Annotated in this window: 17 protein-coding genes; 8 read left to right on the top strand and 9 right to left on the bottom strand. The window is 65.0% G+C overall.

Going from position 1 to position 24,956, the window contains the following annotated elements:
• Nucleotides 1–238: 238 nt before the first annotated feature.
• From ELEN_RS02510 to ELEN_RS02500, 3 genes are read right to left on the bottom strand one after another with little or no spacing between them, the layout of a single operon-like run.
• Complete coding sequence (locus ELEN_RS02510) at nucleotides 239–1,144, bottom strand: dimethyl sulfoxide reductase anchor subunit family protein (RefSeq protein WP_009608140.1); 906 nt, start codon at nucleotides 1,142–1,144, stop codon at nucleotides 239–241.
• Entirely contained in the window at nucleotides 1,144–1,809 is a 666-nt protein-coding gene (locus ELEN_RS02505; protein ID WP_009608205.1) for a 4Fe-4S dicluster domain-containing protein, read from the bottom strand. Before ELEN_RS02505 ends, ELEN_RS02510 begins: the two co-directional genes overlap by 1 nt.
• 4 nt (nucleotides 1,810–1,813) lie before the next feature.
• The gene (locus ELEN_RS02500) at nucleotides 1,814–4,912 is read right to left on the bottom strand and encodes a molybdopterin-containing oxidoreductase family protein (RefSeq protein WP_009608075.1); all 3,099 of its coding nucleotides are present in this window, start codon (nucleotides 4,910–4,912) and stop codon (nucleotides 1,814–1,816) included.
• Between the two features lie 285 nt (nucleotides 4,913–5,197).
• On the opposite strand from ELEN_RS02500, the gene ELEN_RS02495 reads away from it, so the two are divergent.
• Nucleotides 5,198–6,652 carry a LuxR C-terminal-related transcriptional regulator gene (locus ELEN_RS02495; RefSeq protein ID WP_229068725.1) on the top strand — a complete coding sequence of 485 codons (1,455 nt, stop codon included), beginning with the start codon at nucleotides 5,198–5,200 and terminating at the stop codon, nucleotides 6,650–6,652.
• 700 nt (nucleotides 6,653–7,352) lie between these two features.
• Here ELEN_RS02495 and ELEN_RS02490 read toward each other — a convergent pair.
• From ELEN_RS02490 to ELEN_RS02480, 3 genes are read right to left on the bottom strand one after another with little or no spacing between them, the layout of a single operon-like run.
• Nucleotides 7,353–8,258: a dimethyl sulfoxide reductase anchor subunit family protein gene (locus tag ELEN_RS02490; RefSeq protein WP_015760015.1), complete on the bottom strand. Its 906-nt coding sequence runs from the start codon at nucleotides 8,256–8,258 to the stop codon at nucleotides 7,353–7,355.
• A gap of 3 nt (nucleotides 8,259–8,261) precedes the next feature.
• On the bottom strand, nucleotides 8,262–8,921 hold the full coding sequence (locus ELEN_RS02485; protein ID WP_015760014.1) for a 4Fe-4S dicluster domain-containing protein: 660 nt from the start codon (nucleotides 8,919–8,921) through the stop codon (nucleotides 8,262–8,264).
• 3 nt (nucleotides 8,922–8,924) lie between these two features.
• A complete protein-coding gene (locus ELEN_RS02480) occupies nucleotides 8,925–12,233 on the bottom strand; it encodes a molybdopterin dinucleotide binding domain-containing protein (protein WP_015760013.1) in 3,309 nt (1,102 codons plus the stop codon).
• A gap of 271 nt (nucleotides 12,234–12,504) precedes the next feature.
• On the opposite strand from ELEN_RS02480, the gene ELEN_RS02475 reads away from it, so the two are divergent.
• Entirely contained in the window at nucleotides 12,505–14,037 is a 1,533-nt protein-coding gene (locus ELEN_RS02475) for a helix-turn-helix transcriptional regulator (protein WP_015760012.1), read from the top strand.
• A gap of 134 nt (nucleotides 14,038–14,171) precedes the next feature.
• Nucleotides 14,172–14,342 (top strand): hypothetical protein, encoded by a 171-nt coding sequence (locus ELEN_RS16265; RefSeq protein ID WP_158539340.1) that lies wholly within the window; start codon nucleotides 14,172–14,174, stop codon nucleotides 14,340–14,342.
• On the opposite strand, the gene ELEN_RS02470 is transcribed toward ELEN_RS16265, so the two are convergent.
• A complete protein-coding gene (locus tag ELEN_RS02470) occupies nucleotides 14,339–15,523 on the bottom strand; it encodes a 4Fe-4S binding protein (protein WP_009608142.1) in 1,185 nt (394 codons plus the stop codon). The two genes, ELEN_RS16265 and ELEN_RS02470, sit on opposite strands and share 4 nt — an antisense overlap.
• Nucleotides 15,524–15,764: 241 nt before the next feature.
• On the opposite strand from ELEN_RS02470, the gene ELEN_RS02465 reads away from it, so the two are divergent.
• From ELEN_RS02465 to ELEN_RS02445, 5 genes are all read left to right on the top strand, one after another.
• Nucleotides 15,765–16,655 (top strand): hypothetical protein, encoded by an 891-nt coding sequence (locus ELEN_RS02465; protein ID WP_009306122.1) that lies wholly within the window; start codon nucleotides 15,765–15,767, stop codon nucleotides 16,653–16,655.
• A gap of 2 nt (nucleotides 16,656–16,657) precedes the next feature.
• On the top strand, nucleotides 16,658–17,368 hold the full coding sequence (locus ELEN_RS02460) for a TorD/DmsD family molecular chaperone (RefSeq protein WP_009306121.1): 711 nt from the start codon (nucleotides 16,658–16,660) through the stop codon (nucleotides 17,366–17,368).
• A 25-nt stretch (nucleotides 17,369–17,393) separates the two neighbouring features.
• Nucleotides 17,394–18,035, top strand: a complete 642-nt coding sequence (locus ELEN_RS02455) for a 4Fe-4S dicluster domain-containing protein (RefSeq protein WP_009306120.1) — start codon at nucleotides 17,394–17,396, stop codon at nucleotides 18,033–18,035.
• Between the two features lie 9 nt (nucleotides 18,036–18,044).
• The gene (locus tag ELEN_RS02450; protein WP_009306119.1) at nucleotides 18,045–19,043 is read left to right on the top strand and encodes a 4Fe-4S binding protein; all 999 of its coding nucleotides are present in this window, start codon (nucleotides 18,045–18,047) and stop codon (nucleotides 19,041–19,043) included.
• A 218-nt stretch (nucleotides 19,044–19,261) separates the two neighbouring features.
• Nucleotides 19,262–21,100, top strand: a complete 1,839-nt coding sequence (locus tag ELEN_RS02445) for a UvrD-helicase domain-containing protein (RefSeq protein ID WP_009608027.1) — start codon at nucleotides 19,262–19,264, stop codon at nucleotides 21,098–21,100.
• 103 nt (nucleotides 21,101–21,203) lie between these two features.
• Here ELEN_RS02445 and ELEN_RS02440 read toward each other — a convergent pair whose 3' ends face one another.
• Entirely contained in the window at nucleotides 21,204–22,610 is a 1,407-nt protein-coding gene (locus ELEN_RS02440; protein WP_015760011.1) for a helix-turn-helix transcriptional regulator, read from the bottom strand.
• Between the two features lie 171 nt (nucleotides 22,611–22,781).
• Nucleotides 22,782–24,602, bottom strand: coding sequence for a flavocytochrome c (locus ELEN_RS02435; RefSeq protein WP_015760010.1), 1,821 nt, complete (start codon nucleotides 24,600–24,602; stop codon nucleotides 22,782–22,784).
• Nucleotides 24,603–24,956: the final 354 nt, after the last annotated feature.

Here is a 24,956-nt window from a genome sequence, read left to right as displayed (position 1 = left end):
TGCTTTCATTAACGATAGATTTTTATTTCGATAGTATAGAACGGCTATCGAGGATTGTCAAAATTCAAATCTATCGTTAATGAAAGCATTGGCAAAGCCCTCCTCGAGAGCGATCCGTCGTTTGCAAGGGGGTATGGGGAGACGAATCGCGCTCGAGGAGGGCCGGGGCCGCCCTGTGCGCCTGCGGAGGGACTTGCTTCGTTGGAGGGGCCTCCGCAGGCGCGACCCGGGGGACGCGCTAGTAGAACATGAAGACCGAGAGCCCCAGGTTGTAGAAGACGACGCGCATGCAGACGGCTCCGACGAGGGCGGCGATTATGGCGGCCGGGGCCCAGAGCCTCCAGTTGCCGGTGCGCCTGCCCATGAACGCGGCGGCCAGCGGCACGATCGCGCCGACGGCGACCGCTCCCAGCCACAGGAGCGGGGCCTGGGAGGCGACCGTCGCGGCGGCGTCGGCCATGGCCTTCGTGGGGTGCGTCGGGTCGAAGTAGAGGCCGACGTCGGCGAAGGAGCCGGCGGAGAGCTGGAGGAAGGCGGCGAAGGCGAGGGTTGCGAGGGCGTTGATGGCGGCGCCGGCGAGGGCCGCGAGACCCGCGGGGGCCCCGGCGCCGGCTGCGCGCTCGGCGGGCTGACCTGCGGGTCCCCCTGCAGCCAAGGTGGAGAGGAGGGCGAACGTCGCGGGGCCCAACACGCAGGCGTTGCCGAGGACGTAGAGGATCCAGAGGGCCGAGTCCCAAGCGGGGCGGGCGGCCATCGTGTACGAGTGCGCCATGACGGCGACCAGCACGACCGACAAGGCGACGGACAGCCACGCCAGCCACTTCGGCACGCTCGCGCCGTCGTCGGACTTGCGCATGAGCACGAGGTAGGCCACGGCGGCCACGGCAAGCACCACGATCGCGATCAGCTCCTGCGTGATCCCGCTCGTCAAATGCCCGAACCCGTTGAAGATCCGCTCCCAGTGCTCAAGGTGGAAGAACACCGCGATCCCGCCGGCCGCCAGCAAGACGGCCGACGCAACCCACGCCGGCACCTGCGCCTTCTTCCCGACGCCGAACACCGCCATCAGCGCCTGCGTCCCGAACAGCCCCGCGCTCCACGCAACCAGCGTGGTGAACAAAATCAAAGGCCACTGGAGTTCCATTATTCATCACCCTTCCAGTCGCGGTTGCGCAGGATGAACGCGAAGTTCGGATCGTTGCCGACGTTCGGCAGATGATGCAGATCGGTGCTCGCATCGAAGTCCTGCGCCAACTCGCCCAGCGTCACGCGGTTGCCTGCATACAGGCCGTCGTAGGTGCGATCGGTGTCGTAGCCGACGGCGGGGGCTTCGAACGACTCGATCCCCTGGTCCAGATCGCCGAAGAACCGGGCGCGCCCTCCGCACTGGATGACGCATTGCGGCAACCCGCCCTGCCCCACGATCTGCGCGCACAGCGTGCACTTCTCCACGACGCCCTCTTCCTCGTTCAGGTACCGCACGTTGTAGGGGCACGACATCGCGCAGAACTGGCAGCCGATGCACTTCGCCTTGTCGATCTGCACCGTGCCGTCCTCCAGTTTGTGCGAGGCGCCCGTCGGGCACACCTTCACGCACTCGGGGTCGGCGCAGTGCTGGCACTGCACGGGCAGGTAGTACATCTCCACGTCGTGCGACGACGTGGCCCCCTCTTTCAGCGAGGGGCCGATGCGCAGCACCTTGTTCCAATAGTTGCCCACCGGCACGTTGTTGACCGCCTTGCAGGCAACCATGCAGGCCAGGCAGCCGACGCACCGGTTCAAATCGGTGACGATCGCGTACTGGGTCATGGCTTTACGCCTCCTCTCGGATGGTGTAGTTCGGCAGCCATTCCTTCAGGCGCGGGTCGGAGGCATCGTAGATGATCTCGGTGCCGTCCTCGGGCGCGCAGGGGATGACCTTGCCGTCGGGGCAGTTCTCGGGCGTGGCCTTGTATATCTTCACGGGCACGCCGCGCATGTGGGACGACCCGATGAACGGATCCTGGCCGTAGGGGTTCCAGATGCACTCGATGTTCGACAGCTCGAACCCGTGCGTCGGCGCGGGCAGCTCGGGGAACCACCAGGCGTGCTCGGCGTTCGCCCACCCCTTCGCGATGCCGTAGTACAAATCGACGCACTGGCGCACCTTGCCCCACTCCGTCTCGATCCAGGCCCAATCGCCCTGCTCGAGCCCCAGCTCGGCAGCGTCTTCGGGGTTCACCTCCAAACGCGGTGCCGGCCACAGCTCGCGACACCACGGCAGCTGCCGGTGCTCGGAATGGAAGTACACGGGTATGCGGCGGCCGGTGGTGAGGATAATGGGATACTCGTTCATGTCCACGTCGCCCTTGGGGCCCGATTTCGGCTCGTCGTAGTGCGGCATCATCTCGTGCACCAGGTCGAACTTGCCGGGGTTGAACTCGTTCGCCTTGTCCACGCAGTACGTCTCGAACACGAGCGGCCAAAATTCCACGAGGCCCGTCGGCGTGGGGCAGCCGAAGTTGTTCACCGGATTGCCGGCGTCGTCGAACGCCGCGCTGAACGTGGAGCCGGTGCACGCGTCCTTGCCGATGCGCATCCAGCCGGTCTCGAAGCGGCGGTACGTGCCCCAGCGGTCGGGCTCGATCTCCTTGGCGTTGATCCAGCCGTTCTCCTGAAAGTCCTCCACGAAGTCGTCCCAATGCTGCCATTTCACCTTGGGATTGGTCTTCGAGTTGTTCTGGAACCAGTCCTCCAAGCGCTCGTCCACGTGGTAGCCGCCGGGCGCGTCGCCCGCGATGTTGGTCCAGGTTCCGTTCGGGCCGCCCACGGCGTCGAACAGCAGGCGGTTGATGTCGTAGTCGAACTTCGTGTCGCTGGGCGGCTCGACCGCGCGGATGGTGGCGCCGATACCGCCGGACGCGCCCTGCGACACGCGGATGTTGTTGATCTCCAGCCAATGCTGGCACGGCAGCAGGATGTCGGCCATCTCGGTGCCGGGATGGTGGAACATGTTGATGTCCACCCAGAAATCGAGCGACTGCAACGCCTCCCAGGCCAGGTTCGCGTTCGACATGTTCATGAACGAGCCGGACTCGTTGATGCCGCCGCGCACGGGGTACGGCTCGCCGGTGAGGCAGGCGTCCCAGATGCGCGTCGCGTCGGCCCACTCGTTGTAGTACGCCGTGATGGGGAACTCGTCGGCGCCCACCATGTTCGACAGCGTGTCGTAGCGGTCGGGCACGTTGAGGGGATCGGGCGTGACGCCTTCCACGGGGATCTCGCCCAAGGCGATCAGCTGGGCCTTCACTTCCTGCGGCATGTTCGAGCCGGGCGCGGCCGTGGCCTGCTCGTCGATGGGCGAGCGCGTGAGGCCGCGGTTGCCGGCGGGCGTGTCGAAGTTGCCGGTCATGTAGATGAGGTGCAGCACCGCGCGCACCGTCTGCGTGCAGTTGCCGATCTGGTCGGGCGCGAGGTTCAGGTGGATACCGCCGTTGCCGTAATCCTGCCCCTCGGGACGCGTGGCCCACACGAGGCACGCCTCTTCGATGAGCGCAGGATCGAGGCCCGTGATCTCGGAGCACCACGCGGGCGTGCAGTCCGCCACCGATTCCTCGAGGTACGCCCACACCGGCTTCGCCGTGTGCTTCGAACCGTCGAGCAGCTCCACCTCATGCGTCCCACGCATATCCAGGTCGATGCCGGCTTCCTCCAGCTCGTGATAGGACAGCGGCGGCAAATAGCCCTCCTGCGACGTGCCCTTGTACACGACCTCCATCTGGTCGCGCGTGGGGGCCACGTGGTTGCAGCCCTCCCATTGCGTGGTGTCGACGTCCCACATCACCAAGCCGCCGGCGCCGTCGTTGGCCAGTTTGTTCCACGCGTAGAACTTGCGCGGGCTGCCGCCCTCCACCACATCGCTTTCCTTCAGCAGGCGCGTCTTGAGCTTCGTGCCCACGACGTCGGCGGGGATGCCGGCGTTGTTGAGCGGCGTGGACAGGTCGATGTAGCGGCCGCCCGTGGGCTCCCGGTCCTCCACCACGAGGAACGACGAGTTCGTCCAGCGCTTCACGAACTCCCAGTCCACCAGGTCGTTCTTGATGACGAGGTGCTGCCAGCACAGCGCCAGCGCGCCGTCGGAGCCGGGACGCAGGTTCAGCCAGTAGTCGGCCTCCTTGCCCGAGCCGGACAGGCGCGGATCGATGCAGATGTGCACGTCGGCCTCGGTCATCTTGTCCACGAGGTTGCGGCAGCTGTCATCGTAGTTCGAGTTTTCGGGCGCGGTCCCCCACTGCACGTACACGCGCGGCCCGTCGCGCAGCGCCATCCACGGCGCGCCGTCGACCGAGCTGATCCACCCCATCAAACGGCGCGGCCCCTTGCAGATTTCCGACGCCACGTGCGCGTTCGGCGTGTCGAACAGCCACTTGTAGAACGCGTAGGGCCCGTACACCCACTGGCGCGACGTGCCCGCCATGTTGAAGATGCACTGTCCGCCGTAGCGGTCCATCAGCTCGTTGAACTTGGTGCCGACGATCTCCATCGCCTCGTCCCACGTGATGCGCTGCCAGCCGGGATCCTCGCCCTTGGGATTCGTGCGCTTCATGGGATGGTAGATGCGGTCGGGGTGGTACGCCGCCTGGATGGACGACTGCGACTTGCCGCAGCAGTTGCCGCTCGACTGGAATGACGACTGGTCGCCCTCCACCTTGATAGCGCGGCCGTTTTGCACGGTCACCCACACGCCGCACTCCATCTTTCCGCAGCCGCGGCAGCACGTGCGCACGCGTTTCACGTCGTCGCCGCGCGCGGCCGCTCCGGCATCTTCGGCCAGCGCCGCGTTCGGGGCGACCGCTGCCGCGCAGGCCAACGCCGCACCCGTCACGGCCGTGAGCTTCGTGAACGCACGGCGCGTCAGATTGAGCTTTCCCATTCCTCCTCCTTCTCCGTCTCGTCCTTGCGACGGCTCGTCGAGAACGCCCGCCGCTTTGTTCGAGCATGCGCGGCAGGGGACGTCCGCGCATCATGCGTTTCTGCAAAAAATCGGGCGAATCGGAGGCTTTCCCATCATGCATTTCCCATGATTTTGGAGAAACACCTGATGAGCAAAGCATGACGTCACGCATCAACCTATCGGGCCACGTGAGCCGGACGGATCGCGCACGCTATAATGAGGCTCAGGGGATCGAGATCTTGAGGGGGAATTCTCGTGACGCACATGCCGAAACCGCTGACCACCGCCCGGGATCGCCTGCGCGAGACGGCGCCGCGCAGCCTGTTGAACCTGCGCATGCTCGGCTTCGCCCTGGCGCGCGCGTGGGTGTACCTCATGTTCCTAGGCGCCGCCACCAGCTCCATCACGTGGAACGGCGAGCCGCTGCCCGGCGCGGCTTACTTGGGATCGACGCTCGTGCTGTGCGCGACCCTGTTCGCAAGCGCGATCTTCCACCGGCGCTTCACGGCGCTCATCGGCCATCGCGCGTTCCGCTTCCTCGGCCCGGCCCTCACCACCGTCGGCACGCTGGCCCTCGCCTGCGCCACCCTGCCGAGCGCACCGGCGCTGGCGCTGTGCGCGTTCGGCTCGGTATCGACCGGCGCCGGATCGGGGCTCATCGACCTGGGGTACGGCGAGCTGTACCGCAATGTCGATCCCCGCCGCACGTCGTTCGAAGCGCCGCTCGCCTTCCTGATCGCCGCGGCCCTCTTCCCCGCCGTTCTGACCTTGCCGCCCGTCGGAGCGTGCGTGGTCTGCGCGCTGCTGCCCGCCGCGTCAGGTTGGATTCTGTTCGTGAAGCTGAGGACGTGGTCGTCGAAAGCCGAGCCGGTCGTGCAGCCGTTCGAGATCCACCTGGGGAAGTTCTCGTGGAAGATCGGCGTGTGCGCCTGCCTCATCGGCATGGCCGACGGCGTGGTGCGCGCGGTGTTCATCACCGCGAACGAGGCCAGCGTCGAGAACTTCTACCGCTTCCCGCTCCTTTGGTCGAGCCTGCTCACCATCGCCATCGTCTACGGCTGCGTGCTGCTCTCCAGCAAAACGGGCCTACGTCCCGTGTACCGCTCGGTGATGCTGGTCATGGCCGTGTTCTTCATGCTGCTGCCCGTGTTCACCGGCTTTTCCGAGATCGAGAGCACCATCGCGCTGGCCGGCTACGGCACGTTCAACGTGCTCATCTGGATACTGCTCGCCGACATCTCGTTCACGTACCGGCTGTCGGGCGTCATGGTGTTCGGCATCGGCTGGGGCATGGTGACGCTCGGCGTGCTGCTCGGTTCCTCGCTGGGGCAGTTCGTGTGCACGTTCGCGCCGTTCTCGCCGCAGAGCCTCAGCCTGATCGCGCTGCTGGCCACGCTGGCCATCCTCATCTCGTACATGTTCGTGTTCAACGAGAACGACCTCATCGCGCTGGCGAAGGGCGATGAGGACAAGGGCGGCGCCGAGCCGAGGCGCCAGCGTTTCCAAGACCGCTGCAAAGACGTGGCCGGGGAATACGGTCTGTCGCCGAAGGAAACCGAGATCATGATCCTGTTCGCGAAGGGCCGCTCGAGCACCCGCATCCAGGAAGACCTCTACCTGTCGCGCGGCACGGTGACCACCCACCTGCGCCACATCTACCAAAAGATGGACGTCCACAGCAAGCAGGAGTTCCTGGACGTGATCGAGGGGCGGGAGTAGCATAACGCCCTCAAATGAAAAAACGCCCGAGGGAGGCAACTGCGTACCGTTCGGGCGCTTAGCACTTTGTACTATATGCGCAGCCCTACTTTAAGCAAGCAACCAGCAGACCGTCTCTCAGCGAATGACCTTCAGACAACCCGCAAAGGACCTGCGAATGACCCTTGCGCCAGAGTTTTCCCGATTTCTGGCAGGTTTTGCACGATATTCGTGGTTTCAAACCGCTAAAAGAAAGCCCTAAGGAACACCGCCGCGAAGCAGTTTGCGTTTCGCCTGCTCGCAGGGTTGTGCCGAGAGTGGCTTGGCCGAGCATTCCTCAAATGACTACGAATATCGTGCAAAACCTGCCAAAAGTTGGCTTTCCCGTGGCGCTTGCCACGAAGCCGAAAAAGTCGCAGAAACGGGTGCCGAATCCGGTTTTCAGGAAGGGGTGCCTGGGGACGGAAAGGCCGCCAGCCCTCTTCGAGAGCGATTCGTCGTTTGCAAGGGGGTTTGGGGAGACGAATCGCGCTCGAAGAGGACTGGGAAATTGGGATGTTTCACGTGAAACATTCGTTCTTTTGTTGCTGATGTTTCACGTGAAACATTCTGCGTTGCCGCGCACGGGCGAGGAGGGGCGGGGGGGGGCTCCCCCCCTCTTGCGCCTGCGGAGGGGCTCGCCTGGTCGGCGGCGCCCCCGCGGGCGCTATCGGGGGACGCGCTAGTAGAACATGAAGACCGAGAGCCCCAGGTTGTAGAAGACGACGCGCATGCAGACGGCTCCGACGAGGGCGGCGATTATGGCTGCCGGGGCCCAGAGCTTCCAGTTCCCCGTGCGCCTGCCTAGGAAGGCGGCGGCCAGGGGGACGATCGCGCCGACGGCCACGGCGCCCAGCCACAGGAGCGGGGCCTGGGAGGCGACCGTCGCGGCTGCGTCGGCCATGGCCTTGGTGGGGTGCGTCGGGTCGAAGTAGAGGCCGACGTCGGCGAAGGAGCCGGCGGAGAGCTGGAGGAAGGCGGCGAAGGCGAGGGTTGCGAGGGCGTTGGCGGCTGCGCCTACCAGGGGCGTCCTACCCGCGGGGGCCCCGGCGTCGGCTGCGCGCTCGGCGGGCTGGTCCCGGGGTCCCCCTGCAGCCAAGGCGGAGAGGAGGGCGAACGTCGCGGGGCCCAACACGCAGGCGTTGCCGAGGACGTAGAGGATCCAGAGGGCCGAGTCCCAGGCGGGGCGGGCGGCCATCGTGTACGAGTGCGCCATCACGGCGACCAGCACCACCGACAGCGCGACGGCGACCCAGGCCAGCCACTTCGGCACGCTCGCGCCGTCGTCGGACTTGCGCATGAGCACCAAGTAGACGATAGCCACCACGGCAAGCACGATGATCGCGATCAATTCCTGGGTGATCCCGCTCGTCAGGTGCCCGAACCCGTTGAATATCCGCTCCCAGTGCTCGAGATGGAAGAACACCGCGATCCCGCCGGCCGCCAGCAGCACGGCCGAGCAGACCCAAGCCGGCACCTGCGCCTTCTTCCCGACGCCGAACACCGCCATCAGCGCCTGCGTCCCGAACAGCCCCGCCGACCAGGCAACCAGGGTGGTAAACACGATCAAAGGCCATTGCAGTTCCATGGTCTACCCCCTCCACTTTCGGTCGGAGCGCAGCAGGTACATGAGCTCCGGGCCATTTCCAACATCGGGCAGACGATGGATCTCGTCTTCCGTATACGGTTCGACGTACTCCTTCAGCGTGACGCGCGTCTGCTGCATTTCGGCGTAGTCGCACGACAGGGCTTGAGGCGGAGCCGGTGCCTCGAACCCGTCCACGCCCTGCTCCAAGTCGCCGAAGAAGCGCGCACGCGAGCCGCATTGCGCCACGCACTGCGGAAGCTCGCCTTGGGCGATCTTCTGCTCGCACAGCGTGCACTTCTCCACCACGCGCTCCTCTTCGTTGAGGTAGCGAACGTTGTAGGGGCAGCTCATCGCGCAGAACTGGCAGCCAATGCACTTCGACTTGTCGATCTGCACGGTGCCGTCGGCTGCCTTATGCGAGGCGCCCGTGGGACACACCTTCACGCACTCGGGATCGGCGCAATGCTGGCATTGGATGGGCAGGAAATACATCTCAACGTCGGGCCAATCGCCGCTTCCGCCCTCGATCGGATTCGGACCCACGCGCAGCGTCTTGATCCAAAACGCCCCGACGGGCACGTTGTTCACCGCTTTGCATGCGACCGTGCACGCAAGGCATCCGACGCACCGGTTCAAATCGGTGATGATTGCGTACTGTGTCATCGTCTACGCCCCCTCTCCGGTCCACGCCTCTTCGCCTTCAACGCGAGATCGCAATCCCGTTCCCATCCATTCCTTCAACCGCGGATCGCCCGCATCGCAGATGCACGGGTTACCCTGCGGATCGCACGGCACCGGGTTGCCGAACGGCGAGTTTTCCGCCGTAGCCTTATAAACCAGCACGGGAACCGAGCGCATCGTTGCTGCACCGCACACCACATCCTGGCCGTAAGGATCCATCACGCAGTTGATGTTCACCAGCTCGTAGCCGTGGCTGGCCGTGTCCATCTCGGGGAACCACCACGCGTGGTTCGCGTTCACCACGCCCTTGCTGATGCCGTAGTACAGATCCAGCACCTCGCGCACCTTGCCCCACGGGCTCTCGATCCACACCCAGTCGCCCTGCTCGAGCCCCAGACGCGCAGCGTCGTTCGGGTTCATCTCCAGGCGCGGCGCGGGCCACAGCTCGCGGCACCACGGCAGCTGGCGATGCTCGCTGTGGAAGTACACCGGCTGGCGCGCGCCCGTGGTCATGAGGAACGTCGCATCGGCGTGCTCCTGCAGGCTGGCGGGATAATCCATATTGCGCAGCTTCGACTCATCGATGTCGGCAACCTTCGCGGCGTCGAAGTACTCGGGCGTGGTCACCGGCGAGTTCGTGGGTTCGCGGTACACGGGGAACTTGTCCTCGTCGCCTAAGTACGCCTCGCACACAAGCGACCAGATTTCAATGAGGCCCGACGGCGTCATGAAGCCCGGATGGTCGTCCACCAACGGGAACAGGTTGAAGCCGCCCTGCTGGCGACGCCAGCCCATCTCGTGCCGGCGATACGTGCCCCAACGCTCGGGATGCCACGTGCGGCAATCCATCCAGCCGTTCTTCTGGAAGTGCTCCTTCGCTTGCTCCCACGTGGGACCGTCGGGGAACTCGGCTGTCTTCCACGCGTCCACGTTGTCCTTGAGCACGCGGCTGCGGTTCGGCCAACGGTAGTCGGTCTTCTCGCCGAAGTTGAGGATCTCGGACGGCTCGGCCGACTCGTCCTTCGTGTTCCATGGCACGCCCATGGCCTTGTACATGCCCACGTTCCAGTCGGGATCGTAGATGCACTCGCCCGGCGCCTCGACAGCGGCGCACCCGCAGCCGAAGAACCCGCCGGCGCCCTGGCTGACGCGCGTCGTGTCAACTTCCAACCAGTGGTAGCACGGAAAGATGACGTCGGCGTTGCCGTTGTTCGGGCAGAACCACAGGTTGATGTCGGTGAAGAAGTCCAGCTTCGTCATGGCCTCCCACGCCACGTCGATGTTGCCCATATTCATGAAGTCGCCCGACTGGCACACGCCCGCATGCAACTGGTACGGCACGTCGTTGTCCAGGCAGCCGTCCCAGATGGAGTTCGCGTCCGCCCAGCGCGCCCAGTAGCGGTTGAGGGGGAATCGCTCGGCGTCAACCTCGTTGGCTTGTCGCTCGAACACGGTCTTGGGGTTCGGCCACGCCTGCGACGTGCGGAATGCGCCGCCCATGCGCTTGGCGATAACGAGGGCTTCCTCATGGCTGGGCACCTTGTTGCCGTAGCGCTCGGCCAGGGGCGAATCGTTGTCGATGAGGTACTGCACGAAATCCTGCATCTTCGCGGCGAGCCCTTCGAGGTCGACGTCGCGGCCGTCCCACATCTTGGCCTCGTCGCCGTACGGCGCGCCGGCCTGCATGTTCGAACGCCCTGGATTGCCGTCGAACTGCGCCTTCGACGAGCCGCGGTTGCCGGCCGGCTCGTCGGAGTTGCCGGTGATGCACGACAGGATCTGCAGCGCACGCACGTTCTGGATGGAGTTGCCGTTCTGGTCGGTGGCCAGCTGGAAGTGGATGCCGCCGTTGCCATGCAGCGGATTGACGCGCGTCGTCCAGGCGCGTACAGCCTCCTCGCTCTTCGCCGCCGGCACGCCGGTGATCTCCTCTGCCTTCTCCATGGTGTACTCGCTGGTCATCTGATGGAACGCATCCCACACAGAGCGAGCCTTGTGCACGGTTCCGTCTTTGAGCGTTACCTCTACCTCACCAGGAAGCAGAGATGGGCGCTTCGGCAACCCCTTGGGATTGCATTCCTCGAAACCGTCGGGGAAGCGGTCGGGCTCGGTAGCCGGATCGGCGAACGTCGACTGATCGGGCAGCCATGCATCGGCAACAAGCGGCTTGTACGGATGCTCGATCCATGTGCCGGTGGTGGGGATGCGGTGCTCCTCGCCCTCCCACATGCCAAGCTCGGCATCCCAGTACGTGAGACGCTCGTTCGCCTCGTCCCACACCATGAAGCGCTGGTACTTGCCATCTTCCTTGAGGTCGGCCTCGGTCAGCAGCTTCGTCTTCATGTTGATGCCGCCGTTGCCCTCCACCAACCAGCCTTGCGTCAGCTCGGGCTTGTCGTCCACGTAGAGGAACGACGCGTTCGACCAGCGACGCACCATCGTGTCATCGTAAGCTTCGTTTTCGATGATCCAGTTGAGCCACGACAGCGCCAGCGCGCCGTCGGTGCCGGGACGAAGCGGCAGCCAGATGTCGGCTTCCTTGCCCAAAGGCGTGACGCGCGGATCCACCACGATATGCTTAGACGCACGATGCGCGACGTCGGTGACCGTGCGGTTCGTGGAGTCGTAGTTGGAGTACTCGCACGCCGTGCCCCACTGCACGTACACGCTGGGCTCGGCCTCCACCTCCATCCACGGGGACCCCATCTCGTCGGTCATGATGCCGCCGAAGTGGCGCGGGCCTTTGCACACCTGGTAGGCCAAATGCGCGTTCGGCGTGCCGAACAGCTGCTTCATGCCCTGGTAAGGCCCGAGCGACCACACGCGCGACGTGCCGCACATCACGAAGATGGACTCCCCGCCGTACTTCTCCTTCACTTCCTTGAGCTTCTCGCCGCATATCTCGAACGCCTCGTCCAGCGTGATGCGCACCCAACCGGGATCGTCCTCGCCCTTAGGGTTCGTGCGCTTCACCGGGAAACGAAGGCGGTCGGGATGATATAGCGCCTGCATCGATGACTGCGACTTCGAGCAGCAGTGCCCGCGGCTTTGCGGCGCGGACTCGTCGCCTTCCACCTTGACGACCTTGCCGTCGCGCACGGTTACCCAAACGCCGCACTCCACCTTGCCGCAAGCGCGGCAGCACGAGCGAACGCGCTTGACTTCCCCCGCATCGGCATCGACGCCCTCGGCAAGCGCCCGCATCGGCTCGGCGACCGCCGTGAGCGACGCAGCGGCACCGGTGACCGCCATCGCCTTCATGAAGCTGCGGCGCGTGAGCGTGAGCTGAGTCATTGATCCCCACCTTCCTTTCTCGTCTCTCGCTTCATACCTGAAACGATGGAGCCATCCTAAGCGGCGAAGGCGGGCATCCCCTCCCAGCAGCGCTATGATTTTGCGTCGAGACGGAGTGGCGGGGCATCATACCGTGGCTATGATTTTTCGCAAAACCCCAGGAAACAGCCATCGACAAAGGGGAAAGGTGGCAGGCGCGGAGCAGCAACCCGATGACGGTGCAGTATGATGAACAGCAAGGGTTCGCAGACGAGGGGAAAGCGGGTACCTGATGGAAATCAAGCTTCCGCGGGTCAAAGTGGAGGTGCGCGAGGATGAGGGGTTCTCGCTGGGAAAGCTGTCGCCAGCGCTCATCGTCGGCTTCGGCGCCCACTGGGCGTGGGTCTACCTCACGATGTTCAACGGCCAGCAGCTGTTCTTCTGGAACGCGGCCGATCCGGCGGTGCCGGCCGGGCTCTTCCACCCCGTGTCGCTCGTGTTCTTCGTCATGACGCTGCTGTCCTACGGCGTGCTATCGCGCGCATACCGCCGTTTGTTCGCCACGCAGCGCCGACGCGCACGCCTACGGTTCATCGGCGCGACGCTCGGTTTCGCCGGCACGCTGTTCATGTGCTTGGCGGACGTCGGAAGCGCAGCGGGCATCGCCGCGCTCGCGGCGGGAGGTGCGACCACCGGCATCGGCTCGGCCATCCTCCTGATGAGCTACGGCGTGTCGTTCGGGCAATGCGACATCGCCACCATCGTCACCAGTACGGCGCTCTCGCTGGTGGCGGGCATCGCGCTGTACACGGCAGTGTCTAACCTGGACCTGCTCCATCCGCTGGGAGCCCTGGCCGCGGCCCTCATCCCGTTCCTCGAGTGCTGGTGCCTCTACCGGTGCAGCACCGCGCTCGTCGACAAGCTCGAGTTCGCCGCCATCACGCTCAAGGTGAGGAAAACCCCGTTCGCGCTGCGCCTGTGCGCGCCCAGCCTGCTGTTCGGGTTCGCGCTGGGCGCCGTGCGCACGCAAGCCATCGCCGACATGCACTTGGTAGGGGGCCTGGGAACGCAGGTCGTCTGCATCGGGGCGGCCGCGCTCACGGCGTGCGCGCTCATGATCGCCGTCATGCTAACGCAGCGCCAGCACATCAACTTCATGTTCCGCCCCCTGCTGCCCCTTATCGCGATCGCGCTGGTCGCGGTCTACTTTATCGCCGACGCGACGCCCTTCACCACGTTCGCGCTGCTGCTGTGCTACCTCCTGTTCGAGGGCACCATGTGGGTGAGCTACGCCGACATCACCCAGCGTTTCCGCCTGACGTCGTTCGTGGTGTTCGGGTTCGGACGCGGGGCACTCGCGCTGGGCGCGCTCATCGGGATGACGGCCTCCTTCGCCATCCCCGCGCTCGACTCCGCAACCAATCCGGCGAACACGCTGATCATCGTGTTCGCATGCATCATTTTCGGCTTCGGCGCCCTGCCGCGCGGCAGCGAGCTGCGCGCCCTCATCGTGGGTGAATCGGACAACCCGGCAGGCGAGATGCTCCGCGGGCGCGAGCGCGCCGAGTCCCCCGAAAAAGCGCGCGCCGGGCGGTTCAAGCGCAAGTGCGAGCTGGTGGCTAACCGCTACCTCCTGTCGAAGAAGGAAACAGAAGTCCTGTTCCTGCTGGCGAAAGGCCGCAACGCCGCCTACATCCAGGAGCAGCTCTACATCTCCGAGGGCACCGCCCGCACCCATATGCGCCACATCTACAAAAAGCTCGACATCCACACCCAGCAAGAGCTGATGGACCTGGTGGAGGGCTCAGAGGAAGAAGTCGCGTAAGCGAGGCGGCCGCCAGAGATCCAAGGGCGTACCGAGCCGGGCGCCCGACTGCGGCTGCCGCTTCCGGATGGGCTCCTCCACCACCAGGATGTTGTCCGCGATGTCGAGCGTAGAGAAGTCTTAGATGCGTCGCCTTGGCGCAGTCGGAAGGAAGCTGCGCGCTCCCCTTCGCGGACGCCGAGGCGCGCTTTCCCTACTACGCGTTGTTCCGAGCCGATGAGCGCACCAGCGCCATCGGCTTCTTCCCCGACGCTCTCGAGGAAGAAGCCCGACGCTTCGGCCCCGACATCGCGCACGAGGGTTAGCGCTCGTACACCTGGTCGCAGTTGAGCAGATCCTTCATGGAGTGCCAGATCTGGTGCGGGTTGCCCGGCGGGTTCTTGAGCGGCTTCATCGGATAGCGCTCCTGCGCGCCCGACAGCAGATCGACGGCGAACACTTCGTCGGACAGCTCGAGCGCGCCTTCCGGGCAGATGTCGGTGCAGCAGCGGCACTTCACGCAATCGACCGGACGATGCGTCACGCCGATCGAGCCGTCCTCACCCGCGTACTTCGCGATGGCCCCGGTGGGGCAGAACGTGGCGCACATCTGGCACGACGAGCACTTCTCGGGATCGATGATCACATGGCCCCACAAGCGCGTGTCCATGAGCACATCCTGCGGCTGCCCCAACGAATCGAGCGCGGCCAGCAAACGTTCGCGGCGGTCGGGAATGAAGTGAGGCAGCGTGCCGTCCTTGCCCACCTTCACGAACCTCGGCTCCCGCCGCTCCTCCACACCCAATGCGTCCTTGACGGCGTAGTCAGCCGTCACCGCCGCAACGTTCTTAGCCTCGTCCTTCATGCTGGAGAAGAAGCTCCGACGGCTCGCGTCGTAGCCCTCGTCGCCCGCCCGGCGCACGGATGAGGGAAGCTTTTCCGCCAGGTCGATGCGCATATCGTTGTTCCAGGTTGCAAGCAGCGCGCTTGCCGTGTCGCACACAACCCGCGCCATCTCGAAACCCGAGACATGCTCGCATTGCGCGCAGCGCGCCTGCACGAGGCTCACGCGGCGCACGCCCAACGCCGCCAGCGTGACCAGCAGGCTCTCCTCCACGCGCCCCAGGCACGTGACGCCCACCACCTTCTCGGGGTCGTACAACCCGTCGGCCGCGGCAAGCAGCTGATCGCAGGCGATAACCACCTGTCCGTCGGCCACGTCAGCCGCCGCGCGGCATGCTTGCAGAAGCTCGGCATCGTTCGGACGATGCGCTTCAAGCGCGCAGGTGGGACACACGGTGGCGCAGGTTCCGCACCCGATGCACCGCTCGGGTTCGATGACCAGCTCGTTGTCGTCATAGGAGATGCAACCGCTCGTGCACACGTCGGCGCACTTCATGCACGTTGCGTTGCGATTGCGCACAATAGCGCAACGACCCTGATGAACCGTAATGTCGGCGCTCTGAAGTTGTTCGAGCAGACCGAGGAAATTCGTCACGTGAGCCATGACTTCACCCTTTCTCGTCTACCCCCTTGCACCGCACAGTATAACCACTTTCGCCGTCTCACGCGAGAAAAAACGCGCTTGACACCTTCGACAGGCCTCCCTATCATGTGGCCTTGGGGAGTCCGCCGGCACGCTGATCGCGTGCGAAGCGGACATTGTTTGCAAAAGTGGGAACCTCAGGGGTGAGGTTTCGCGGTGCTGTGCGCCGTAAGTGCAAACAATGTCTGACGAGGGGCGGAACATGACTCACGATTCCACGAACCAGCATCTTTCTCTTGAGCCCGACTACGACGGGTTCGATCCACTTGAAGATTTCGAAGACGATGCGACCGAGGTCGAAGGCCGTGCCGACGAGTTCGTCGCCACGGTGAGCGCCGCCGAAGACGCGCTCGCTCACGACGCGATGGCACCCGCCACGCCCGCCATCTGCGAAAAGCCCGCTGAAGAGCGCATCGCCGACTTGTTGGAGGCCATGGCGCCGCGCCGCACGGTGCTGCTGGGCATCCTGGCCGCCTGCGCCGAGCCGCAGCCGGCATCCGCCGTGAACGCTCGCGTCGACGAGCTGCAGGAGAACAACTTCTCGGTGTACAGCGCGGCCAACCTGTGCTCCTTGCTGGAGAAGGCGGGCGCCATCGAGCGCGTCACGGCCGAGGGCGAACCCGCGGAGGACATCGAAATCGAGCCACAGACCGTCGTCGTCGACGGCGTCGAATACCTGGAAGCCCGCGAACCCGTCGAGATCTACTGGCACATCACCGAGCCGGGCCGCGCGGCGCTTGAGGCCGACAAACCGCTCGAGCGCCTGCGCGCCCTCCTGGACGAAGATGCCGCCTACGCGCCCATCTACCAGCGCATCCTCCGCTTGTGCACAGCAGACGGCGGCGCCACGACACCCGCCATCAACAACGCGGTCGACCACAACCCGCTGGTGCAGAAGCCGCGCTTCTACGCGCCCCACTTCGTCGACCGCCTGGAGAAATGCGACGCGCTGGCCTGGAAGAAGGCGTGGTGCATCACCGACATCGGACGCGCCGGCCTCGATATGCTGGCAGACGTCGTAGACGAGAACGCGCCCGCCACCCAGCCCGAAACCCCCGCAACCCCTGATCCCGCCGCATCCAAGGAGGACTAACCATGACCGAAGCAACCGCGCCCGCAACCGAGACCCTCGCCGACGAAGCGACCATGCAGGAGCTCGTCAAACTGAACGAGCAGCGCGCCGCCACGTACGGCCTGCTGTCGCGCCTGTACCGCGTGGAGGTGGACCAGCCCCTTCTCGACGAGCTGCGCAGCATGCGCTTCCCCGCCAAGACGGGCAACGAGAACGTGGACGAGGGCTACCGCCTGCTGGCCACGTACCTGAGCAACACCTGGGACAACAGCGTCACCGACCTCGCCATCGACTACGTGCGCGTGTTCATCGGACACGGCATCGACGCGTTCTCGGCCGCCTACCCGTTCGAATCGGTGTACACCTCCGAGAAGCGCCTGCTCATGCAGGAAGCACGCGACGAGGTGCTGGCCATCTACCGCAGCGCAGGCCTCGACAAGCAGGACACATGGAAAGAGGGCGAGGATCATATCGCGCTCGAGCTGGAATTCGAGCAGATCATGGCCACGCGCACGGTCGAAGCGCTGCGCAAAGGCGACGAAGACGAGGCCGTCGCGCTGCTGACCACGCAGAAGAACTTTCTCGAAGACCATCTGGCGGCATGGGCTCCCATGATGACCTCCGACATGAAGCGATTCGCGCAAACCGACTTCTACCGGGGCTTGGCGTACTTGACGGACGGGTTCCTCCAAACCGACCAAACGTTCCTCGACGACGTGCTGGCCGAAGACTAACTGCACAGGATCGAAAGAAGGAGCGATGGACAACAAGCAGGAGAAAACCTACGCCGGCATGACGCGACGCACGCTGTGCCTGGGCGCAGGCGGCGCTGCGGTCATGCTAGGTCTAGGCGGATTGAAGTACGCGGGATCGCAACCGCTCGTGCGCCCGCCGGGAGGCCAGGACGAGGAACGGCTCATCTCGGCCTGCATCCGCTGCGAGAAGTGCTACGAGATCTGCCCGCGCGACGTCATCGCGCCCGCCCACCTCGAGGACGGTGTGCTGAACATGCGCACCCCCACGTTCGACTTCTCGGCCAACTGGTGCGACTGGTGCGCCGAAGAGCACGACGGCACCCCGTTGTGCGTGAGCGCCTGCCCCACCGAAGCGCTCAAGCTGCCCGACGACGCCACGGCCGAGAACACCATCATCGGCAAAGCCGTTATCAACACGGACTGGTGCTTGGCGTACAAGCTGATCGGATGCCGGTTTTGCTACGACGCCTGTCCCTACGAGGCCATGGAGCTCGACGAGAACAACCGCCCCGTCGTGATCGAGGACAAGTGCAACGGCTGCGGCGCGTGCGAGAGCGTGTGCGTCTCGCTGCAGAACGGCTCCATCTCCGAAGGAGCCACCGCGCGCGCCATCGTCGTCCACCCGCTTGACGAAGTTGAAGGATAAGGTGCCCTCATGAAGAAGAACTCCAAGAAGCTGCGCACCCTCGTCGCACTGGCCATCGTGGCCGTCGTCGCCGTCGGCTTCGTCACGAACGTCGGGATCGGCACCATGTCGGCACCGGGCATCTGGGACATCTCCATCCTATGCCCGCTGGGCGCCTTGGGAACGATGCTCGCCTCCAAGATGATGGTGCCGCGCGCCGTAATCTCGCTGATCGTGATGGTGCTGCTCATCGTTCTGTTCGCCCGCGCGTTCTGCGGATGGATTTGCCCCGTGCCGCTCGTGCAGAAGTTGCGCGGCTTGTTCGCGAAGAAGCAACCCGTCGAACGCGGCGACGATGCCGATCCTGCCGCGGCGCCGCTCACGAAAGTCGAGATCGACGCGCTGGGCGTTTCATGCTCGAAGGGGTCGAAGAATGGCAGCGGATGCGCGTCCTGCGCCTCCAAGCGCGGAGCCGCGCTCGATGCTCGCCACTTCGTGCTGGGCGGCGCGCTGGCGTCCACCTTCATCTTTGGATTCCCGGTGTTCTGCCTCGTCTGCCCCATCGGACTCACGTTCGCCACCATCCTGCTGGTCATCAACCTGTTCTCACACGGCGATGTCACCTGGTCGCTCATCGTGGTGCCCGCGCTGCTTATCGCCGAGGTGCTGCTGTTCAAGAAGTGGTGCCATAAGCTGTGCCCGCTTTCGGCGTTCATGAGCCTGATCGCGAAGGCGAACAAGACCTTCGTGCCCACGATCGACGATGCGAAGTGCCTGGAAACGGCGAAGGGCGGCGCGTGCGGGGCCTGCGGCCGCGTCTGCGAGGAGGGCATCGACCCGCGCCACCCGCAGCTTTCGCAGGCGGCATGGAGCGAGTGCACCAAGTGCCGCGCCTGCGTGGACGCATGCCCTGCGAACGCGATCACCATGCCGCTGCTGCCGCGGCGAACGCCGTCTACCGCAGAACCTGTCGCCGTGCCAACGAACGCCGAGAAGATCGACGCGGAGAATGCGCGCCCCGTTCCGTAAAGCCCCTCCTGCGCGACCCGGCTCGCAGCTGCAGCGGTCTGGTCGCGCATCCGGAATCGGGCCGAGCCCGACCCCGGGCAAAAGGCGGCTTGGCAAGGGCTTTGGGGGACGAGCCGCCTTTTGCCCGGGAGCGACATCCCCGCTCCCCCTCCCTGCGAAAAGAGGGATGCCGCTTCCGGCCTTCATCTGACAACCACGACGTGGGAGGACGAAAACCCATGGCATACGAAACGACAAGCGAATCGACCGAGGCCCTGCTCGTCACCGGAGGCGTCGGCACCGGCAAAACGCAACGTCTCGTCGAGCGCGCTGCCGCGCTGCTGGCCGAAAACGCCGCCGCGGGCAACGTGCTCGTGCTGTGCGCGACGCCCCAGGCCGCACGCCTGTTCTCGGAGCGGTTGACAGCCCGCGTCGGTGCCAAGCGCGCTGCCGGCGCAACCGTCGCCACCGCACGCGCCTTAGCGCTCGACGTGCTGGCCGACGACGGCGCGCGCCGCTGGTCGGGGCGCGAGCCGCGACTACTGACCGCCTTCGAAGAGACGTTCCTCATGGAGGACATGAAGGTGAGCGGGCTGCGGCCGAAGCGGCTGCGCGAGATGCTCAAGTTCTTCTACCGCTCGTGGACCGAGCTGGCGGACGACGATCCCGATTGGCTGCTACCGGGCGAGGAGGCCGATGTCCATACGCTGTTGAAAGAGAACCTGGTCTTCATGCGCGCCGTCATAGAACCCGAAGCGGCGAACCTTGCTGCACGCTACCTCCGAGAACACGACGAAGCGCGGGCGGCGCATTCCTACGCGCACGTGCTGATGGACGACTACGCCTGCGCAAGCCGTGCCTCGCAGACGCTGGCGAATCTCGTCGCAACCTGCTCGATCACCGTGGCGGGCGACGCGGAAACCTGCATCGAGACATACGATTCGTACCCCTATGCCGCCGGAATCGACGAATTCCTCGCAACGCATCCCGATGCTGCTTGCGAGCACCTGGATGCCGACGCGCCCGATGCCGTCGAACGGGTCGCTCTGGCAAGCGACACGCCCGAAGCCGAGTTCGAACAGGTGGCGCGCACGGTGGCCGAAGCCGTCGCCGCAGGAACGCCCGCACGGCAGATCGTCGTGGCCGTACCGAACAGCGTGTGGTCGCGCAACATCGCAACCGCTTTGCACGCACGAGGCGTGCCAACCGAAGCGCTCGCCATCTCGCAGCCCCTGCGCGGCGACGTGCGGGACAACGCCCGCTGCACGCCTGCGCGCATCGCCACGGCCCTCAACCTCGTGGCGAACCCAGACGACACCGCGGCTTGGCGGTGCTGGTGTGGATTCGGCGACTACCTGGTGAACAGCGCGGCTTTCGCCAGCCTGCGGACTTGCGCGAAGGAGCGCAGTATCGGCCTCGTGGACGCTTTGGAGATGCTAAGCGAAAACGACTGCGAGCACGTAGTGGGCGCGCAACGCGTGGCGACCGCCTACAAGGACGGTCGCGCGCTCATCGAGCAGGTACGAGGATTGCGGGGCACGGCACTGCTGGACGAGCTGACGCGCATCGTCACCGACGGAGCGGAATCCCAAGCGCCCGCCGTTCTGCGCGAGCTCTGCCTCGAGCACGGCAACGCAGCCGATGAAAACCCGGAAAGCCTTTACGATGCCGATGCTGCGGCGATGGCGCGGCGCATGGCCGAGCGCCTGCTCGCGCCCACGCTGGAGGTTGCCGACGCGGTAGCCGTCGTCCCCTACGACTTCGCCTGCGGCTTCTCGCCCGACCTGCTGATCGTCGCCGGCTTCGTGAACGGTTTCATCCCCTCCCGCGACTATTTCGACGCCACGGTGACCCCGCCCGAGCGCCAGGAGAAGATGCGCGCCGTCGACGAACGACGCGTGCGCGCGCTCACAGGAAAGGCCGGCCGCGCGGTGGCGCTGTCGTACTTCACGTCCACCGACCTCGAAAGCGCCGGCAAGCTGAAGCTCAAGATCAGTCGCATCCGCCTCAAGAACGGTATCCGCACCTGCACTATAGAGCCCAGCCTATTCCTGGAGCAAATCGCAGCGCAGGAGTAGCCGCGACTGGGGTGGCTTTCGCAGACCCGCCGATTTGACGATCTCGAAAAGCACGCCTCAGCGAACGAGGCGTGTTTTTCGAGCGAGGATCGGTCGGGGCGAGCTATCCGGCGTCCACACTCTCCAGCAGCTCCAACAGCTCCTCCCGGTTAGCGGTCTTCGTTTTCGCATAAATGTGGTTGAGGTGGGTCTTCACGGTGTTCTTGGAGATGAACAGCTGTTTCTCGATGTAGGCGCCCGTGTGGCCGGTTGCCCAGATGGCCAACACCTCCTGCTCGCGCGGCGATAAGCCGCATTGCACGGCCACGCGCTTCACGCGGAGGGCAAGGGCGTCGACCGCGTCCTCTTCGACGACGGCAGGCGATTTGAGAGACAGAGGCGATCCCATGATGACCAGCAACGCCGCCATAAGCGACAGCAAGATGGCGATGGCCACCGATTCGGACGTGGGCAGCACATCGGTCATGATCTGGCCCAGACAGCTGCCGCCCCATTGGGCGAATCGCATAAGCGCCAGGCACAGCAGCGCCGACAGGCCGTCCTTGAAGAAGGAATCGATGAGCAGAAACCATACCAGGTACTTAACCAGCTCCGCCCCCACCAGCGCCACACTGAACGTAGTGCCGCCCCCGAAAGGATCAAGCGATGCCGGGAGCAGCGAAGCCATAGCCATCAAAGGAAACGCCAGGTAGAAAGCCAACATGGCGTTCTTGCGATAAAAGAGGTACGCCAACAGGATAGCGACGAACGACGCAAGCGCAGGCACGCCGGCCAGCGCGCCGTGGAACTCGGAAGACACCTCGAAACCGCCGATCACGCCGTTCGCCCGCGTCGCCCCGTAGCCGAAGAACGCGAGCGAAATAGCCGCCATCGGCTTCCAGGGAACGCGCGACAACGATACGCGCAGACTGTCGCCGTCCAAAGAAGCGGGCAGCATCCGCACCTCCGATGCGCCCCGTTCCCGTTCGCCCCGCACCGCGATTTCGAGCAGCCCGAACGCGCCGAACGGCAGCAGCACGGAGACCGCGAGCACCGACAGGGCGGGCAACAGCGAGATCAGGGCGAACAAGAGGAATCCGAGCAAGTACGCCGTCCCTGCGCACACGGCGGTGCGCTCCACGCCCTGCACGCTCATGCGCTCTTCCCATCCGAGACGCAGCGTGCTTCCCAAGCCGCTCAGCGCGAAGGCGATCAGCATCCAGCCCATCGGCGCCCGCCCGAAACCGGCAAGCGCGGCAACTACGATGGCCAGGCTCGACACGGCGGCGAACACCGCCAACAGCACGGTGCGTCGCCTAAGAGGAGCCGTCCTGCGCGCTAGCAGCACGAGCACGAGCGCGGCCAAGGCCGTCAGCGCCGCCTGCACGATTTGCGCCTCGCCCACGGGCGCCTCATGGCGCAGGTCGCCGAACAGCACCGATCCGTTCCAGAACACGAAGCTCCAAGCGATGTAGCAAGCCAGCCCCGCGCTATCGAACAGCATCGCGCGATTGGGTTTGGGGAACGGCACGGCACCGCCTGACCGGGAGGTCTTTTTCGTCGTATCGTCCGCTATGGAAGCGTTGCTGCGCATGCGGCACATACTAGCCGATGGAACGCGTTCGCACAAGGCGAACCCGTCCGAAGCGCAAAGCCGTCGAACGGGTTCTGGGAGAGGGAGGAACGTCAAGGCTGGCGAGCGTTATGCGAGCGCCGCCGCGTTCGCACCGGCCACGCGGCCGAACACGAACACGTCGGTGATGGAGCAAGAGCCCAGGCGGTTCGTACCCATCTTATGGCCTGCCTGCTCGCCGGCCGCGAACAGGCCGGGGATGGGCGCGGCGTCGCTATCGAGCACCTGCGCGTCGGTATTGATGTGCAGGCCGCCCATGGTGTAGTGCACCGACGGCTTGTACGCCAAGATGTAGTAAGGGCCGCCCTCGATGGGATTGAGCGCCGCGCGGTAGTTGAAGTCGGGGTCGGCGCCGTCCTTGCAGTAGCCGTTCCACTTCTCCACGGTCTTTTGCAGCTCAGCGGCATCGATGCCGAAAGGTTCGCACGCCTCGGCGATGGTCTCGCCCTTCGCCAGCTGGCCGCGCCCGAACAAGCCGTCCATCTCGGCCGCGTTCACCGTGGCGATGTCGGTGTGGTCGAGGCCGTCCTGGTTGAAGATCATGTAGCCGATGCCGTCCGTCTGCTCCTTGATGGCGTTGGAGATGACGTCGCGGCGCTCCATCTCCTCGACGAAGCGGTCGCCTTCCTTGTTGATGCAGATGGCTCGATTCTCCAGGCGCATGTTGCCCACGTACAAGAGGGCGCCCGTCTGCGTGTCGCAGGTGGGATACGTCTGGATGTACTGCATGTCGATGAGGTTCGCACCGATCTTCTCGGCCATGACGTGGCAGTCGCCCGTCGCGCCCACCGAGTCGGTGGAGAGTATCTTCTCGTCCATCTCGGGGTTGTACTTCATGCGCATCTCGACGTTGGAGCCGAAGCCGCCGGCCGCGAGGATGACGGCCTTCGCCTTGAAGTCGTAGGTTTCGCCCGTGGCCGTGTTCGTGGCCTTCAGTCCCACGACCGCGCCCGAGGCGTCCTGAACCAGCTCGTCGGCCTTCGTGTTGCGGCACACCTTGAGGTTCTTGAGACCCTCGGCGCGCTTGTCCAGCTTGCAGATGATGCCGCTTCCCTCGTTGCCTTCGGGGATGAGCGAGCGGATGACCGAGTGGCCGCCGAAGAAGCGCTCGTAGGGCTGCCATGCCACGCCTCCGTTGAAGATGAGCCACTCCATGGCGCCGTACGCGCCTTCGCAGATGACGTTGACCAGGTCGGGGTCGCCCACATGATCGCCGCCGACGATCATGTCCTCGGCCATCTTCTCCACGCTGTCCTCGATGCCGTCCCGCTTCTGGAACCAGTTGTTCGGCACGGCCATGGCGCCGCCGGACAGGATGGTATCGCCGCCGACGATGCCCAGTTTCTCCAACAGCACGACGTTCTTGCCGGCCTCGGCCGCGGTCAGCGCGGCCGCATAGCCCGCGCCTCCGGCACCCACTACGACGACATCCACATCGGTCGTCAGGCCCTCGGGAGCCTGCGGCACGGCCTTTTCGCGCTTCTTCCATTCGCTCGATTTCATGCCCGAGGCGTCGACGGCGTCGGAGACGGCCGTGAGGAAGGCCATGGACGAAACCGTGGCGCCCGTCACCATATCCACGTTGAGCGTCTGGTTCTTCACGATGAGATCGGAAAGCACGTCGATGCCGGCGGTGCCCACGCCGTAGGACTCGCGCGACTTCAACGGGTTGATGCGGGCGATGGAATCGCCCTCGGTGATGACCTCGACGGTAAGCTCGCCGCCCTTGCCGTTGGCCGTGCCGGTCCATGCCTGCGCACCCTCGCCCGCAGCGCCTGCGACCGTCGACGAGCTTTCGCCTTTCGGAGCGCAACCTGCTATCGCCAGCGTCCCGCCCAAAGCAGCAATAGCTCCACCGGTAATGAAATTTCTGCGTGAAAGATTCGACATGACGCCCTCCTTGTTGTGATGGTGCTCGCTTCTCCCGAATATCCCGATTCGGTAGGCCGATGCTGCATCGAGAAGGACGCCCACCGCATCGCCGCAGAGGTTTGAACCGAGCGCAATCTTCCGAAAACGCGCATCAAACCTCAGGGGTGATGCCGCTGATCTGGGAATACGAAGAAAAACAGAGGTGAGCCGAGGGGACGGACGGGGTCGACACCTCTTCCCCTCGCTTCGGCCGCTCCGGCCTCGTCCCGGGTGGACGCAAATCGGTAGCCATGTCAATTCTCAAGCGCTCGAAACGCGCTTCTCGCTGGAAGCACACGCAAAAGGCCTGGTCGCATTTCGAACCTACGACGA

The sequence above is a fragment of the Eggerthella lenta DSM 2243 genome (assembly GCF_000024265.1).
Lineage (GTDB): Bacteria > Actinomycetota > Coriobacteriia > Coriobacteriales > Eggerthellaceae > Eggerthella > Eggerthella lenta.
This window is presented reverse-complemented; position numbering and strand designations above follow the sequence as displayed.

Bases quoted from the DNA above. Each gene is read 5' to 3' on its own strand.
- ELEN_RS02510 (WP_009608140.1), bottom strand. From the start codon at position 1,144: ATGGAACTCCAGTGGCCTTTGATTTTGTTCACCACGCTGGTTGCGTGG.
- ELEN_RS02505 (WP_009608205.1), bottom strand. From the start codon at position 1,809: ATGACCCAGTACGCGATCGTCACCGATTTGAACCGGTGCGTCGGCTGC.
- ELEN_RS02500 (WP_009608075.1), bottom strand. From the start codon at position 4,912: ATGGGAAAGCTCAATCTGACGCGCCGTGCGTTCACGAAGCTCACGGCC.
- ELEN_RS02495 (WP_229068725.1), top strand. From the start codon at position 5,198: ATGCCGAAACCGCTGACCACCGCCCGGGATCGCCTGCGCGAGACGGCG.
- ELEN_RS02490 (WP_015760015.1), bottom strand. From the start codon at position 8,258: ATGGAACTGCAATGGCCTTTGATCGTGTTTACCACCCTGGTTGCCTGG.
- ELEN_RS02485 (WP_015760014.1), bottom strand. From the start codon at position 8,921: ATGACACAGTACGCAATCATCACCGATTTGAACCGGTGCGTCGGATGC.
- ELEN_RS02480 (WP_015760013.1), bottom strand. From the start codon at position 12,233: ATGACTCAGCTCACGCTCACGCGCCGCAGCTTCATGAAGGCGATGGCG.
- ELEN_RS02475 (WP_015760012.1), top strand. From the start codon at position 12,505: ATGGAAATCAAGCTTCCGCGGGTCAAAGTGGAGGTGCGCGAGGATGAG.
- ELEN_RS02470 (WP_009608142.1), bottom strand. From the start codon at position 15,523: ATGGCTCACGTGACGAATTTCCTCGGTCTGCTCGAACAACTTCAGAGC.
- ELEN_RS02465 (WP_009306122.1), top strand. From the start codon at position 15,765: ATGACTCACGATTCCACGAACCAGCATCTTTCTCTTGAGCCCGACTAC.
- ELEN_RS02460 (WP_009306121.1), top strand. From the start codon at position 16,658: ATGACCGAAGCAACCGCGCCCGCAACCGAGACCCTCGCCGACGAAGCG.
- ELEN_RS02455 (WP_009306120.1), top strand. From the start codon at position 17,394: ATGGACAACAAGCAGGAGAAAACCTACGCCGGCATGACGCGACGCACG.
- ELEN_RS02450 (WP_009306119.1), top strand. From the start codon at position 18,045: ATGAAGAAGAACTCCAAGAAGCTGCGCACCCTCGTCGCACTGGCCATC.
- ELEN_RS02445 (WP_009608027.1), top strand. From the start codon at position 19,262: ATGGCATACGAAACGACAAGCGAATCGACCGAGGCCCTGCTCGTCACC.
- ELEN_RS02435 (WP_015760010.1), bottom strand. From the start codon at position 24,602: ATGTCGAATCTTTCACGCAGAAATTTCATTACCGGTGGAGCTATTGCT.